Origin of the sequence: Pantoea sp. Morm (assembly GCF_016643525.1) — a bacterium.
Classification (GTDB): domain Bacteria; phylum Pseudomonadota; class Gammaproteobacteria; order Enterobacterales; family Enterobacteriaceae; genus Pantoea; species Pantoea dispersa.
This window is the reverse complement of the sequence record NZ_VOQX01000024.1, coordinates 1-14,744: the sequence shown is the minus strand read 5'-3', so window position 1 is coordinate 14,744 and position 14,744 is coordinate 1. Positions and strand designations below refer to the sequence as shown.

Annotated in this window: 13 protein-coding genes; 1 reads left to right on the top strand and 12 read right to left on the bottom strand. The window is 58.5% G+C overall.

The features are described 5' to 3' along the window. Positions 1–8: 8 nt before the first annotated feature. Positions 9–335 carry a biofilm peroxide resistance protein BsmA gene (gene bsmA / locus FT726_RS10670; RefSeq protein ID WP_021509754.1) on the top strand — a complete coding sequence of 109 codons (327 nt, stop codon included), beginning with the start codon at positions 9–11 and terminating at the stop codon, positions 333–335. Here the strand turns inward: bsmA and FT726_RS10665 are convergent. The 12 genes from FT726_RS10665 to mutL form a co-directional block, all read right to left on the bottom strand. Next, positions 309–1,937 carry an isovaleryl-CoA dehydrogenase gene (locus tag FT726_RS10665; protein WP_282996489.1) on the bottom strand — a complete coding sequence of 543 codons (1,629 nt, stop codon included), beginning with the start codon at positions 1,935–1,937 and terminating at the stop codon, positions 309–311. The genes bsmA and FT726_RS10665 overlap by 27 nt on opposite strands. Before the next feature lie 95 nt (positions 1,938–2,032). Next, positions 2,033–2,767: a 23S rRNA (guanosine(2251)-2'-O)-methyltransferase RlmB gene (rlmB, locus tag FT726_RS10660; protein ID WP_021509756.1), complete on the bottom strand. Its 735-nt coding sequence runs from the start codon at positions 2,765–2,767 to the stop codon at positions 2,033–2,035. Positions 2,768–2,905: 138 nt separating this feature from the next. Continuing rightward, complete coding sequence (rnr, locus tag FT726_RS10655) at positions 2,906–5,344, bottom strand: ribonuclease R (RefSeq protein ID WP_152390396.1); 2,439 nt, start codon at positions 5,342–5,344, stop codon at positions 2,906–2,908. Positions 5,345–5,360: 16 nt separating this feature from the next. Further along, positions 5,361–5,804 (bottom strand): nitric oxide-sensing transcriptional repressor NsrR, encoded by a 444-nt coding sequence (gene nsrR, locus FT726_RS10650; RefSeq protein WP_021509758.1) that lies wholly within the window; start codon positions 5,802–5,804, stop codon positions 5,361–5,363. Between the two features lie 195 nt (positions 5,805–5,999). After that, complete coding sequence (locus FT726_RS10645; protein WP_058759868.1) at positions 6,000–7,298, bottom strand: adenylosuccinate synthase; 1,299 nt, start codon at positions 7,296–7,298, stop codon at positions 6,000–6,002. A 175-nt stretch (positions 7,299–7,473) separates the two neighbouring features. Then, complete coding sequence (locus FT726_RS10640) at positions 7,474–7,674, bottom strand: DUF2065 family protein (RefSeq protein ID WP_031280157.1); 201 nt, start codon at positions 7,672–7,674, stop codon at positions 7,474–7,476. Positions 7,675–7,731: 57 nt separating this feature from the next. Beyond that, the gene (gene hflC, locus FT726_RS10635) at positions 7,732–8,736 is read right to left on the bottom strand and encodes a protease modulator HflC (protein WP_021509761.1); all 1,005 of its coding nucleotides are present in this window, start codon (positions 8,734–8,736) and stop codon (positions 7,732–7,734) included. 3 nt (positions 8,737–8,739) lie between these two features. Continuing rightward, the gene (hflK, locus tag FT726_RS10630) at positions 8,740–9,975 is read right to left on the bottom strand and encodes an FtsH protease activity modulator HflK (protein WP_021509762.1); all 1,236 of its coding nucleotides are present in this window, start codon (positions 9,973–9,975) and stop codon (positions 8,740–8,742) included. 79 nt (positions 9,976–10,054) lie between these two features. After that, entirely contained in the window at positions 10,055–11,335 is a 1,281-nt protein-coding gene (hflX, locus tag FT726_RS10625; RefSeq protein ID WP_288420929.1) for a ribosome rescue GTPase HflX, read from the bottom strand. Between the two features lie 80 nt (positions 11,336–11,415). Then, complete coding sequence (hfq, locus tag FT726_RS10620; RefSeq protein ID WP_010618006.1) at positions 11,416–11,730, bottom strand: RNA chaperone Hfq; 315 nt, start codon at positions 11,728–11,730, stop codon at positions 11,416–11,418. Between the two features lie 110 nt (positions 11,731–11,840). Next, complete coding sequence (gene miaA / locus FT726_RS10615; RefSeq protein ID WP_031280158.1) at positions 11,841–12,782, bottom strand: tRNA (adenosine(37)-N6)-dimethylallyltransferase MiaA; 942 nt, start codon at positions 12,780–12,782, stop codon at positions 11,841–11,843. Next, the gene (mutL, locus tag FT726_RS10610) at positions 12,775–14,640 is read right to left on the bottom strand and encodes a DNA mismatch repair endonuclease MutL (RefSeq protein WP_288420925.1); all 1,866 of its coding nucleotides are present in this window, start codon (positions 14,638–14,640) and stop codon (positions 12,775–12,777) included. The genes miaA and mutL overlap by 8 nt, the downstream gene beginning before the upstream one ends. Between the last annotated feature and the right edge of the window lie 104 nt (positions 14,641–14,744).

Sequence of the window (14,744 nt, the reverse complement as noted above, 5' to 3'; positions counted from 1 at the left end):
GAGCCACCATGCGTACGCTTATTCTGCTGCTGGGCCTGCTGCTGAGCGGCTGTGCCGCACTGCACACCACGCCACAACCCCCGCCAGCGCCCACCACTCAGGCGCAGGAGATCACCCGCGCGCAAAGCTATGGCCTGCCGAAGCTTGGCACCGTCAGCGCCCATTCACGCGGCTCGCCGGATGATGTGCAGCGCGCGATCGCTGCACGCGCCAATCAGAGCGGTGCGGTTTACTATCAGATCCTGATGGTCGATGAGACCACCATGCCTGGCTTCTGGTATGCCACCGCCATTCTGTACGGCGCGCCCTCAGGCGGCAGTAGCACGCTGCAGTAAGCGTGCGTTCAGATCATCACTCAGCGCCTGCGCCGGGCGCGATGAGAGATAACGCGCGCACCAGCTGTCTGCCAGCGGCGGTTCTGCCGCTTTCAGCAGCACCGCGGCACTCGCCAGCCGAATCAGCATGTCGCTGACCTGCCGTCCCTGCTCTTCGCGCAGGTTGCCGAGCTGCAGCCGCAGCTGACGCCAGCAGCGATCGAAGTGGCGATTGCTGCCCTTCACCGCATCAAACTCATCCTGCAGCATGCTAAGCACTTCTGCATGCCGTCCCAGTACACGCAGCACATCCAGGCACATCACGTTACCCGAGCCCTCCCAGATGCTGTTCACCGGCATCTCGCGATACAGGCGCGGCAGTTCACTCTCTTCGCAGTAGCCAATGCCGCCCAGCACCTCCATGGCTTCAGCCACAAACGGCATACCGGCTTTGCAGATCACGAACTTGGCCGCCGGAGTGAACAGGCGTGCATACAGCCGTTCATGCGCGCTGGCTGGCGTTGACCAGGCGCGCGCCAGACGCAGCAGCAGTGCGGTTTGTCCCTCCAGCTGCAGTGCCTGCTGCGCCAGCACCGCGCGCATCAGCGGCTGATCGCTAAGGTTTTTGCCCATCACCTGGCGCTGACCGGCGTGATGCAGCGCAATCGCCAGCGCGCGTCGCATCTGGCCGTGGCTGCCGAGCGCACAGTCAAAGCGCGTCATACCGCCCATTTTCAGGATCAGCCGCACGCCATCGCCCTCCTCACCCATCAACCAGCCGAAGGCATCCTGAAACTCCACTTCGGCACTGGCATTGGCGCGGTTGCCCAGCTTGTCTTTCAGACGTTCAAGACGAATGGCGTTGCGCGTGCCGTCCGGCAGCAGGCGCGGCAGAAAGAAGCAGCTCAGCCCCGCGGCGGTCTGCGCCAGAATCAGGTGCGCGTCGCTTTGCGGCACCGAGAAAAACCACTTGTGGCCGGTGATGCGCCAGGGTTCGCCCGGCGCACGCGTGCCAGGCGGTTCGGCGCGTGTGGTGTTGCTCAACACATCGGTGCCGCCCTGCTTCTCCGTCATGCCCATGCCAATCAGCAGGCCGCGCTTCTGGCTGCCGGGCAGATGATGCGCATCATACCGATCGCTCAGCAGCCGATCGTGCCAGTCGGCGTAGGGAGCGGGCAGATGGGTTTGCAGCAGCGGGATCGCGGCGTGAGTCATGGTTACCGGGCAGAGTGAACCGGCTTCCACCTGCGCATGCAGAATGAAACGCGCCGCGCGTGCCACCATGGCGCTGCCCTGCACGTCAGGCTGCCAGCTCAGGTTATGTAACCGGCTGGCGCACACGCCCTGCATCAGCAGATGCCAGGCAGGATGAAAGCGCACCTCGTCGAGTCGCTCACCGCGCGCGTCGTAACGCAGCAGCTCCGGCGGCTGTGCATTGGCCAGGCGACCTAATTCCAGTGACTCCGCGCTGCCGAGCTGCAGGCCGACGGACGCCAGCCATTCGCGGTCCCAGCCGGCCCCTTCACGCACCACCGCCTCGCACAGCGCGCTGTCGCCGGTGAAGAGATTGCTGTTGCTGAGCGGAGATGGTTGATTGAATACGCTGTGAGTGGTCCAGGCCATGGCACTCTCCTCTCCAGTTGCCCGTACTGATGTGGCTATAAGTATGGAGAGGATGTGCAGTTATGCCTGGTACAGCTGAGGTTTTGCGGCGGCGATCACGCCTGGCGCTGACGCACCGCTTCGAACAGACAAACGCCGGTGGCCACCGAAACGTTGAGGGAAGAGACGCTGCCGGCCATCGGGATGCTGATCAGCTCATCGCAGTGTTCGCGCGTCAGGCGGCGCATGCCTTCTCCTTCCGCACCCATCACCAGCGCCATCGCGCCGGTCATTTTGCTCTGATACAGCGTGTGGTCTGCTTCACCGGCCGTGCCGACGATCCAGACGTTGTACTCCTGCAGCAGACGCATGGTGCGCGCCAGATTGGTGACGCGAATCAGCGGCACGTTTTCCGCCGCCCCGCTGGCGACTTTTTTCGCCGTGGCGTTGAGCGGTGCCGAACGGTCTTTCGGCACGATCACCGCATGCACACCGGCCGCATCGGCGCTGCGCAGGCAGGCACCCAGGTTATGCGGATCGGTGACGCCATCCAGAATCAGCAGGAACGGCTGATCCAGTGAAGCCAGCAGATCCGGCAGATCGCCTTCCTGATAGTTTTTACCCGGCTTAACGCGCGCCACGATACCCTGGTGCACGCCGCCTTCGACCTGGCCGTCGAGCCACTGGCGGTTGGCCAGCTGAATCACTATTCCCTGAGCTTCCAGTGCGGCGATCAGCGGCTGCAGGCGGCGGTCATCGCGGCCTTTAAGGATAAAGACTTCCTGAAAACGCTGGGGATCACGCTCCAGCAGCGCCTGCACGGCGTGAATGCCAAAAATTATTTCACTCATTACTTTGCTCAAGGTTGGATGTATATCGTTGAATACAGAACATTAATCAGGCTGCGCGTTGGGGCGCAGCCTGCGAAACAGGGTTGAGCAAGGTGCGTCAGCGCTGACGCACCTGGCCGCTGGCGGGTGAAGAGGCCATCAGGCTTCGCTGGCCTTCTTCTTCACTGCGCGCTTCGCCTTGGTTGCGGCGGCGATTTTACGGGTTTTTTCGGAGACTTTTTTGCTTTTTTTCTCGCTTTTATTCGCCGCAGGCGGCTGCTTCTCACCGCGGAAAGCGGCGTCCGGCTCAAAGTTGCCCTTGCGACCCGCGTCGCGACGCCGCTTCGCCGGTGGCTTGCCGCCATGCTTCTCACGCTCGCGCGCGGTTTTTCCTTCACCGCGCGGTACGCGTTTGCTGGAGATCAGCGCGAAATCGATCTTGCGCTCATCCATGTGCACCGCGTCAACGCGCACTTCCACCGCATCACCCAGACGGTAAGTGCGACCGCCGGATTCGCCAATCAGACGCTGGCCCACCGGATCGAAGCGGTAGTAATCATTGTCCAGCGTGGAGACGTGCACCAGGCCATCAATGAACAGATCGTTGAGGCGAACAAAGAAGCCAAAGCCGGTCACGCTGGAGATCACGCCGTTGAATACGTTACCCACCTGATCCTGCATAAAGTCGCACTTCAGCCAGTCGGCCACATCGCGCGTCGCTTCGTCGGCACGGCGTTCGGTCATCGAACAGTGCTGACCCAGCTGCAGCATCTGCTGCATATCGTAGTGATAACCACCGGTTGGCGTGGTGTTGCCTTTTACCGTGCCCTGCTCTTTAGCCAGCAGGTACTTGATGGCACGGTGCAGCAGCAGATCCGGATAGCGACGGATCGGCGAGGTAAAGTGCGCATACGACGCCAGCGCCAGGCCAAAGTGACCGCGGTTTTCCGGATCGTACACCGCCTGCTTCATCGAACGCAGCAGCATGGTTTGCAGCATTTCAGCATCCGGACGGTCGGCAATCTGCGTCAGCAGATCGGCATAATCGATCGGCTGCGGTTTCGACCCACCCGGCAGGCTGAGGCCCAGCTCGCCCAGCACGGTACGGAAGCTGGTGATGCTGTCTTCGCTCGGGCGATCGTGATCGCGGAACAGCGCCGGCTCCTGATGTTTCTCAACGAAACGCGCGGAGGCGATGTTGGCCAGAATCATGCACTCTTCAATCAGCTTGTGCGCATCGTTACGTACGGTGCGCTCCACGCGCTCAATGCGGCGCTCAGCGTTGAAGATGAATTTGGCTTCGTCGGTTTCAAACGAGATGCCACCGCGCTGTTCGCGGGCGGTTTCCAGCACCTCATACATACGGTGCAGCTCTTCGAGGTGCTTCACCTGCGCCGCATACTGTTCACGCAGCTCCGGGTTGCCCTGCAGAATGCTCCACACTTTGTTGTAGGTCAGACGCGCATGTGAGTTCATCACCGCTTCGTAATGTTTGAAGCCGGTGAGTTTACCGCTGGCCGAGATGGTCATCTCGCACACCATGCACAGGCGATCCACCTGCGGATTGAGCGAGCACAGGCCGTTCGAGAGGATCTCCGGCAGCATCGGTATCACCTGCGACGGGAAGTAGACCGAGGTGCCGCGCTGCTGCGCTTCGTTATCCAGCGCGGTGCCGGGACGCACGTAATAGCTGACGTCGGCAATTGCCACCCACAGGCGCCAGCCGCCGCCACGTTTTTTCTCGCAGTAAACGGCGTCATCGAAGTCACGCGCGTCTTCACCGTCGATGGTCACCAGCGGCAGTTCACGCAGGTCGACGCGGCCTTTTTTCGCCGATTCCGGTACCTGCTCTTTCAGTCTGGAAATCTCTTTCTCGACTTCTTCCGGCCATGAGTGGGGAATTTCATGGGTGCGCAGCGCCATATCCACGGCCAGACCGGTGCCCATGTTATCGCCGAGAATTTCAGTAATTTTGCCGATGGCTTTGCTGCGGCGCGTCGCGCGCTGCACGATTTCCACCACGACCACCGATCCCATGCGCGCATTCAGCGTCTCTTCCGCCGGGATCAGAATGTCAAAACTCAGACGACTGTCGTCCGGTACCACGAAGCCGGTGCCGGCATCGGTGAAGTAGCGGCCAACAATCTGGCTGTTGCGCGGTTCCAGCACGCGTACCACGCGCGCTTCACGCCGCCCTTTGCGGTCGGAACCGCCCGGCTGGGCGAGGATGACATCACCGTGCAGGCAGAACTTCATCTGCTCCGCCGAGAGGTAGAAGTCATCTTTCTGACCATCAACGCGCAGGAAGCCGTAGCCATCGCGATGGCCAATCACTTTGCCGCGCAGTAAATCCAGACGCTCCGGCAGGGCGTAGCACTGGCGACGGGTGAACACCAGCTGGCCGTCACGCTCCATGGCGCGCAGGCGGCGACGCAGCGCTTCAAGCTGATCTTCGCTGGTGATGTTTAACTCTTCGGCGATCTCTTCGCGACTCGCCGGCTTTTCACGCTTTTCTAATAGCGCGAGGATAAATTCCCGACTGGGAATAGGATTTTCGTACTTTTCAGCTTCTCTATCCTGAAAGGGATCTTTTGACATTACGGTTCCTCCGATGTCATTTATGTGGAATTGCCACCGGCGGTTCGGACAATAAGATGTGGTAAAGCGAATCGTTGTTTTGCACCAGGTCGGCGAGCGTATATTTATCCAGTTCCTGCAGGAATAGCTGGACCGCATTATTCAGCGCGCTACGCAGGCGACAGGCGGGATTTATCGCACACTCTTTACAGTTTACCAGCTGCAAAGGCTCCATTTTTCTCACGACATCGCCAATGACGATTTTTTCCGGGTCCATGCCTAAACGAATTCCGCCGTTTTTACCGCGTGTCGCGGCAACAAAGCCGGCCCGGCTCAGTTGATTGATGATTTTAACCATATGGTTACGCGATACCCCGTAGGTATCGGTGACTTCGGTAATGTTGGTCTGCTGACCTTGCGGCAATGTCGCCATGTAAATCAGGGCGCGCAGACCGAAATCGGTAAAACTTGTTAGCTGCACATGTACCTCAGTGAATCATCGATATTGTTGTTATAACGCCCGTGAGCGCTTCGATTAACATTGATGATAAACCAGTGTGGAAAACCCGGAGCGCTTTTTTCCTGTAACTCCCGAAACCAGCAGGAAAAAATGAAGTGAGCGGAGTCAAAGAGCAGATAAACGAAGGCCGGACAGTGTCCGGCCTGCAAAACGTGATTAAGCGTCGAACGGATCGCGCAGAATCATGGTCTCACTACGGTCGGGACCGGTTGAAATAATATCAATCGGCACGCCAGTCACTTCTTCAACACGTTTGATGTAATCACGTGCTGCCTGCGGCAGGCCTTCCAGTGTTTTAACACCAAAGGTGTTTTCACTCCAGCCCGGCAGAGTTTCATAAATCGGCTCGATGCCTTCCCAGCCTTCAGCGGCCAGCGGCGTGGTGGTCATCTCGCGGCCATCCGGCATACGGTAACCGACGCAGATTTTCACCTCTTTCAGGCCATCCAGCACGTCCAGTTTGGTCATGCAGAAGCCGGACAGGGAGTTGATCTGCACCGCGCGGCGCACTGCAACCGCATCCAGCCAGCCGGTACGACGACGACGGCCGGTGGTGGCACCGAACTCGTTACCTTTCTCACACAGGAACTCGCCGGTTTCATCAAACAGTTCGGTCGGGAATGGACCGGCACCAACGCGGGTCGAGTAAGCTTTGACGATGCCCAGCACGTAATCCACGTAGCGTGGACCGATACCTGAACCGGTCGCCACGCCACCAGCAGTGGTGTTGGACGAAGTCACGTACGGATATGTACCGTGGTCGATATCCAGCAGCGTACCCTGTGCGCCTTCGAACATGATCAGGTCGCCACGCTTACGCGCGCCGTCCAGCAGTTCAGACACGTCGACGACCATGCCGGTCAGGATGTCGGCCACCGCCAGTACATCGCTCAGCACTTTATCGTAGTCTACTGCATCTTCTTTGTAGTAGTTCACCAGCTGGAAGTTGTAGAAATCAACGATCTCTTTCAGCTTCACGGCGAAGGTTTCTTTGTTGAACAGGTCGCTGACGCGCAGACCGCGACGGGCAACTTTATCTTCATAGGCTGGGCCGATACCACGACCGGTGGTACCGATAGCTTTGGCACCGCGCGCTTTTTCACGCGCCAGGTCCATCGCCACATGGTATTGCAGAATCAGCGGACAAGCTTCAGAGATCAGCAGACGTTCACGTACCGGCACACCGCGCGCTTCCAGACCGTTCATCTCTTTCATCAGGGCTTCAGGCGACAGCACAACACCATTACCAATGATGCTGGTGACGTTTTCACGCAGGATGCCAGAGGGAATTAAGTGGAGGACGGTTTTCTCACCGTTGATGACAAGTGTATGGCCTGCATTGTGGCCACCCTGGTAACGCACAACATATTTCGCGCGTTCAGTCAGAAGGTCTACGATCTTACCTTTACCTTCATCACCCCATTGGGTGCCCAGTACGACGACGTTCTTACCCATTTTCTAAAATCACCGATTGCTTAAAAATGGATTCTACCATCGGATTTTCACTCTTTCAGCACTTTTAGCATACGATTGCGCTGTTTTTTGCCTGAGTTTTGATCACTACAACATGTTGGGGGCAATGCTCTGCAGCAGACACAATTTAGCCGTGCGGCAGCGCGCAGATTATTGCTCAGCCATTCGCGTGCGTGCTCAGCATGGCGTAAATCACCACGCCCGCCACCACCAGCCCGCCGCCAAAACGGTGCAGTATACGGTCCGGTAACTGCGTCATCGCCAGAATCATGCGACGCCACAGACGCGGCAGCAGCATCGGTCCTAATCCCTCCAGCACCAGCACCAAAGCCAGCGCCATCCAGACGGTTGTGTTCATTCTGTTTTCCCAAAAAAAAGGCCGACATCAGTGTCGGCCTCAAGGTTATAACAGTTATTAACGCGAGACGTTAGTTGGCGCCTTCATATAGCGGAAGAAATCGCTATCCGGGCTCAGCACCATCACGTCCTGATTGTCCGCGAAGCTGTTCTCATAGGCACGCAGGCTGCGGATAAAGGCATAGAAATCAGGATCCTGGCTGAAGGCGTCAGCGAACAGCTTGGCCGCTTCACCATCCCCTTCACCACGGCTGATCAGCGCCTGACGCTGCGCTTCTGCCAGCGTACGGGTTACCTGATAATCGGCCTGAGCGCGCAGTTTTTCCGCCTCTTCCTGACCCTGTGAACGCTGACTACGTGCTACCGCTTCACGCTCGGCGCGCATACGGTTGTAGATCGCGTCCGACACTTCGGTCGGCAGGTTGATCTGCTTGATACGCACGTCGACCACCTGAATACCCAGCGCCGCCATACTGTTCGGGTTTGGCGCCGGCTCATTGCTGTTGGTCTCGCGCTCAACGCGGGCAGCCGCGCTGGCAATCGCATCGTCAGCGGCTGGCGTCTGCACTTCGTCGTCATTGCCGGCACTGCCGGTGTTCAGCGCATCGCGCACGTCGGTGGTCAGACGGCCACGCGAGTCGGTGACGATGTCTTTCACATCAAGGCGGCCCATTTCTGAACGCAGGCGGTCGCTGAACTTACGTTTCAGCAGCACTTCCGCCTGAGACACATCGCCACCGCCGGTCGCGAGGTAGTAACGGCTGAAATCGCTGATGCGCCACTTGATGTAAGAGTCCACAATCAGGTCTTTCTTCTCTTTGGTGACGAAACGATCGGCCTGGTTATCCATGGTCTGGATGCGCGCATCCAGCGACTTCACGGTTTCGATAAACGGAATCTTGAAGTGCAGACCCGGTGCGTACACCTGCGGCTTGTTCTCATCATCACGCAGCACTTTACCAAAGCGCAGCACGATACCGCGCTGGCCTTCCTGCACCACGAACAGTGAGGCGTACAGCACCACCAGAACAACAATAATTACGGCGATGATTGGCTTACGCATCGATTACTCCCTCCCTTCGCGCTGGGTATCGTTACGCAGCGCATTGGCGCGACGCTGATCCATGATGCTGTCCGGACTGTAGGATGAAGTGTCGCCGCGGCCGGCATTGCTGCCCGGTGACGACGGTAACTTCATCAGATTGGCATTGTTCTGACCGCTCTGGCCGCCTGCCTGGCCGCCACGCATCAGCTGATCCAGCGGCAGCACCATCAGGCTATTGCCGCGGTCGTTAACCAGCACTTTGCGGGTATGGCTGAGCACGCGCTCCATGCTTTCAATGTAGAGACGTTCTTTGGTGATCTGCGGTGCGGCTTTGTACTCCGGCAGCAGACGCGCGAACCGCGCCACTTCACCCTGCGCTTCCAGCACGGTACGCTCTTTATAGGCTCGCGCCTCTTCAAGAATACGCTGCGCCTGGCCGTTAGCACGCGGCTGCACTTCGTTGGCGTACGCTTCAGCTTCACGCACGTACTGCTCGCGGTTTTCGCGGGCGGCAATCGCATCGTCAAACGCGGCTTTGACCTCTTCCGGTGGACGCGCCGCCTGGAAGTTGACGTCAAGCAGCGTAATACCCATGTTGTAAGGACGAATGGTTTCGTCGATTTCACGCTGGGTATCGCTACGCACGACGGTACGGCCTTCGGTGAGGATACGGTCCATGGTCGAGCGGCCAATCACGCCGCGCAGCGCGCTGTCAGTGGCCTGACGCAGGCTGTCATCGGCACTGGTCACCGCATACAGGTAGCGCTCCGGATCGGTCACGCGGTACTGCACGTTCATCTCCACGCGCACCACGTTCTCGTCCGAAGTCAGCATCACGCCCGACGCCGCCAGCTCACGCACCGCTTCGACGTTGACGGCCCGCACCTGATCGATAAAGGTCGGTTTCCAGTTGAGGCCAGGCTCAACCAGATGGCTGAATTTGCCGAAACGCGTCACGACCCCGCGCTCCGCTTCTTTGATGGTGTAGAAACCACTGGCTGCCCAGATGACCACTGCCGCCACGGCGACAATGCCAACCAGTTTGCCACCGCTGCCGCCGCTGCGCTGGCCGTTATCGCTCTGTTTGCCACCGCCCAGTCCGCCGAGTTTTTTACTCAGCTTACGGAAGATATCATCCAGATCAGGAGGTCCCTGATCGCGACCTCCTTTATTTCCCCCAGAGTTGCCGCCTTGGTTATTGCTGCTTCCCCACGGGTCGCGGTCCTGTCCGTTATTTCCGGGCTGATTCCACGCCATGTCTCTACTCCATTTATTGTATATAAGTTTACCCTGCCACGTGCCGGGCACGTCTTGGGGTAAATGAGTTGGGCAACGGTCAAACAATATAGCTGGCGAGCTGCGGTTCCTGCTTGCACAAGCGGCGCCAGTCAACAATCGGCATTCGCACCTGCAAACCTACGCAGCCATCTTCTTCATTCCACTCTTTTTCAATCGCCTGCAGCTGATAGAAGCGGCTGCGCAGGCGGCCCGCTTCCGGCGGCAGACGTAAATCATACTGCGCCACTTCACCGGCTAAGCGCTCGGACAGCGCCTGCCACAGCAGCGGCAAACCGGCACCGCTCTGCGCCGACAGCCACACGCGCGTCGGCCGGTTCTCTTCGTCGCGATCGATACGCGGCTCAAAGCCATCCAGCATATCGATCTTGTTCATCACCAGCAGCACCGGAATCTCATCGGCTTCAATCTCTGCCAGCACTTCGTTTACGGCATCAATGTTGTCATTGACGCGTAAATCCGCGGCGTCAATCACGTGCAGCAGCAGCGACGCCTGACGGGTTTCCTGCAGGGTGGCTTTAAACGCCGCCACTAAGTCATGCGGCAGGTGACGGATAAAGCCTACCGTATCCGCCAGCACCACTTCGCCGACATCGGCCACATTCAGGCGGCGCAGCGTCGGGTCCAGCGTGGCGAACAGCTGGTTGGCAGCATACACGTTGGCTGAAGTGATGGCGTTGAACAGGGTGGATTTGCCGGCGTTGGTGTAGCCCACCAGGGAGACGGTCGGCACATCGGCTTTCGCACGCGCCTGACGTCCCTGCTCACGCTGTTTTTCCACGCGTTCAAGGCGGGACAGAATCTGGCTGATGCGGCCGCGCAGTAAGCGACGGTCGGTTTCCAGCTGGGTTTCACCCGGTCCACGCAGGCCGATACCGCCTTTCTGCCGCTCAAGGTGTGTCCATCCGCGCACCAGACGGGTGGCAAGATGGCGTAACTGTGCCAGCTCGACCTGCAATTTCCCTTCATGGGTGCGGGCGCGCTGGGCAAAAATATCGAGAATTAAGCCGGTGCGATCGATTACGCGACATTCGCACAGCCGCTCAAGATTACGTTCCTGAGCAGGGGATAAGGCATGATCGAATAAAACGACCGATGCTCCACTCGCTTTCACCGCATCGGCAATTTCAACTGCCTTTCCTTCACCGACAAAATATTTGGGATGTGGCGCTTTACGGCTGCCGGTAATCACTTGCAGCGCATCGACGCCCGCAGAAGAGACAAGAGTTTCAAACTCCTGCAAATCTTCCAGCTCTTTGTCTTGGGAGAACCAGATGTGTACCAGTACGGCCTGCTCACCGGCATCATAACGGTCAAACAAGCTATAACCTCGCTAAAATAAAATAACCAGGACGGGAAAACGCACTCGCTCCCCAGCCCTGGCTTTACGGCCGTGCAGAATTACTCTGCGTTATCGCCGTCTTGTTGTGGCTGCGACTGAGCGCCCTGGTTGCTTCCGCCATGGTGGTAGTTACTGCCACCGCTGCCGCCCGCGTTGTTGCTATGGTGCGAAACCGGACGAGAAGGAACCACTGTAGAGATGGCGTGCTTATACACCATCTGGCTTACCGTGTTTTTCAACAGAATGACGAACTGATCAAAGGATTCAATTTGTCCCTGCAGCTTAATACCATTCACCAAATAGATCGAAACCGGTACACGTTCACGACGCAATGCGTTCAAAAACGGGTCTTGTAATGATTGCCCCTTAGCCATTCTATCTTTTCCTTATATGCTTGTTGTTTGTTACTTTGTGAACCGTGGTTCAGAAAAACTGCGTAAAAATTTGCGCACGATAACGGACCAATTGTACACAATCATCCCTGCTACGCACTAACAACCTGAAGCACCGCATTACGCGCTAATTCTGGCGCGTCACTGTCTAACCAGTGGACGTCGGGCCAGCCACGTAACCAGGTCATCTGGCGTTTAGCGAGCTGCCGGGTGGCGCAAATTCCCCGATAAACCATTTCGTCGTAATCGATTTCGCCAGACAGATAAGACCACATCTGACGGTAACCAACACAGCGAATGGAAGGCATGTCCGTATGCAAATCACCTCGTGCAAACAGTGCCCGAGCCTCCGCTTCAAAACCTGACGCTAACATCTGGTCGTAACGCAACGCGATGCGCTGGTGTAACAGTTCGCGGCTCGCCGGAGCGATAGCAAACTGGTACACATCGTAGGGTAACGCTTCACCGGCCGTTTTTGTCAGTTCCGTTAAAGTTTTACCCGAAATAAAAAAAACTTCCAGTGCTCGCGAAAGTCTCTGCGGATCATTCGGATGAATACGACTACCGGCGACCGGATCGATTTCACACAGCTGGCGGTGCAGGGCTTCCCAGCCTTTTTCCGCCGCCATTTGCTCTATTCGCTGACGCACTTCCGGATCGGCCGAGGGCAGCGGCGACAATCCTTCCAGCAACGCTTTGAAGTAAAGCATGGTTCCACCAACAAGCAGCGGAATCTTACCTTTTTGGGTAATCTCCGCCATTTCTGCCAGCGCATCGCGACGAAACTCAGCAGCGGAATAGCTTTCCGCCGGGTCGCGAATGTCCAGCAAGCGATGGGGTGCCTGCGCCAACTCCTGTGCCGACGGTTTCGCCGTGCCAATATCCATCCCGCGATAGATTAAGGCAGAGTCAACGCTAATAAGTTCCACCGGAAGTTGCTGACGCAGCGCAATGGCTAATGCCGTCTTACCGGAGGCGGTCGGCCCCATCAAAAAAATTGCCTTTGGCCGGCTAGCCTGGTTCAGTTCACTCATGCTTCAACGCGTTTAGCGCGCTCTCAATCTCAAGGGTCTGTAACAGACCTGAAGGCGGCGATTTCAGCAGATGCGGACAGAGCCGTTCGAGCTCTGCCAGCAGCGTGATCGCCTGCGAGTGATTCCAGTGAGGTTCTGCCGCATCGTCGCGTCGCGCCAGCCACTGGGCCAGTGCGGAAGCAGAAACCTCTTGCTGCCGGGCGAGATAGCCTAACAGGTCTGGAATCAAGATTTGTAAATTTTGTGTTCGTAACGGTAAAGGGACAGCGCGCAGCGTCACATGCTGTCCTTCCCGTTGTAAATCAATGCCCATCTGGCTTAACAGCGCCGCCTGGGCATCAATCACGCTTAACTCTTCGTGAGCGATTTTCAGCCGTACCGGGATCAGCAGCGGCTGCGGTTTGAGCCCCTCATCGCCGGGTTGCAGCTGGGCCTGTTTGAGCCAGCGCGCCGCCACGCTTAATGACAGCAGCTGCAACGTCTCCCCGCGCTCCAGCAGCGCATAGCGCTCGCGCACCACGCTGAGCACCCGGCCAAAACTTTGCGTATGGGCGGCCAGCGGCGCTTCACGCGCGGGTGCCGGGCGTGGCGCGGGCGCGGGCGCGGGTTCAGCGGCCGGTGCGCGTGGCGTCTCCGCCGCCGGTGTTTTTATCAGCTGCTGATAAACCGCCCCTTCACGCGCGCGATAGCCCGGCTCTTTCGGCTGCCACTGGCCGCCCGTGCCGCCGGATGCCGCGCTGCCACCGCTGCGCGCGCCGGTTGCCGGCTGGGCAAAGTGATTCGCTCCGGCGGCCTGGCGGTTCTCAGGCTGCCACTGCGGCGGCGGCTCTTCGGCATGGGTCAGCGGCAATTCGGCGCTGCGACTGGCCTGCAGCACGCTCATCACGCCCTGCCAGATAAAGTCATGCACCAGACGCGACTGATGAAAACGCACCTCATGCTTCGCGGGATGCACGTTGACATCCACCTGGTGCGGGTCAATCTCCAGATATAGCACATAGGCTGGCTGCTGATCTTCACCGAGCTGGGTTTGATAGGCCTGGCGGATGGCGTGATTAATCAGCTTGTCGCGCATCATGCGACCGTTAACGTAGCAGTACTGCAGGTCGGTAACCTGACGCGAACCGGCCGGATCGGCTACCCAGCCGCGCAGCGCCAGATCGTCGTGCTGCCAGTCAATGCGCAGCGCATGCTGCATAAAAGGGGTACCGCAAATGGCGCCCAGACGCCGCTCGCGCTGCGCCTCCTGCGTCACGCCGCGATACTGGCGCACCAGCTTACCGTTGTGCGTCAGTGAAATGGCCACGTCGAAACGCGCCAGCGCAATGCGGCGAATCACCTCATCAATATGGGTGAATTCGGTTTTTTCGGTGCGCATGAATTTACGGCGGGCAGGCGTGTTGTAAAACAGATCGAGCACTTCCAGCGAGGTGCCCACCGGGTGCGCGGCGGGTTTGACTGTCACCGACATATCGCGTCCTTCGGCGTAGGCTTGCCAGGCTTCCTGCTGATCGGCGGTGCGCGATGTCAGCGTCAGACGCGACACCGAGCTGATACTCGCCAGCGCTTCGCCGCGAAAGCCGAGGCTGACAATCGCCTCCAGGTCATCCAGCGAGGCGATCTTGCTGGTGGCGTGACGGGCCAGCGCCATCGCCAGCTCATCTCTGGCAATACCGCAGCCGTTGTCGCGGATGCGGATTAGCTTTGCGCCGCCCTTTTCAATATCCACCTCAATGCGCGTCGCTCCGGCATCGAGGCTGTTCTCCACCAGCTCTTTTACGACCGAAGCCGGGCGCTCAACCACTTCGCCGGCGGCAATCTGGTTCGCCAGCTGGGGCGGTAAAATCTGTATTGGCATGGTGGTGATCCTTATCAGGTATGGGCTGCGCGCAGCCCCTCATCAGGATTGTGGAATCTTTAAATTTTGCCCCAGCATCACGTTGCTCGACTTCATGTTATTCG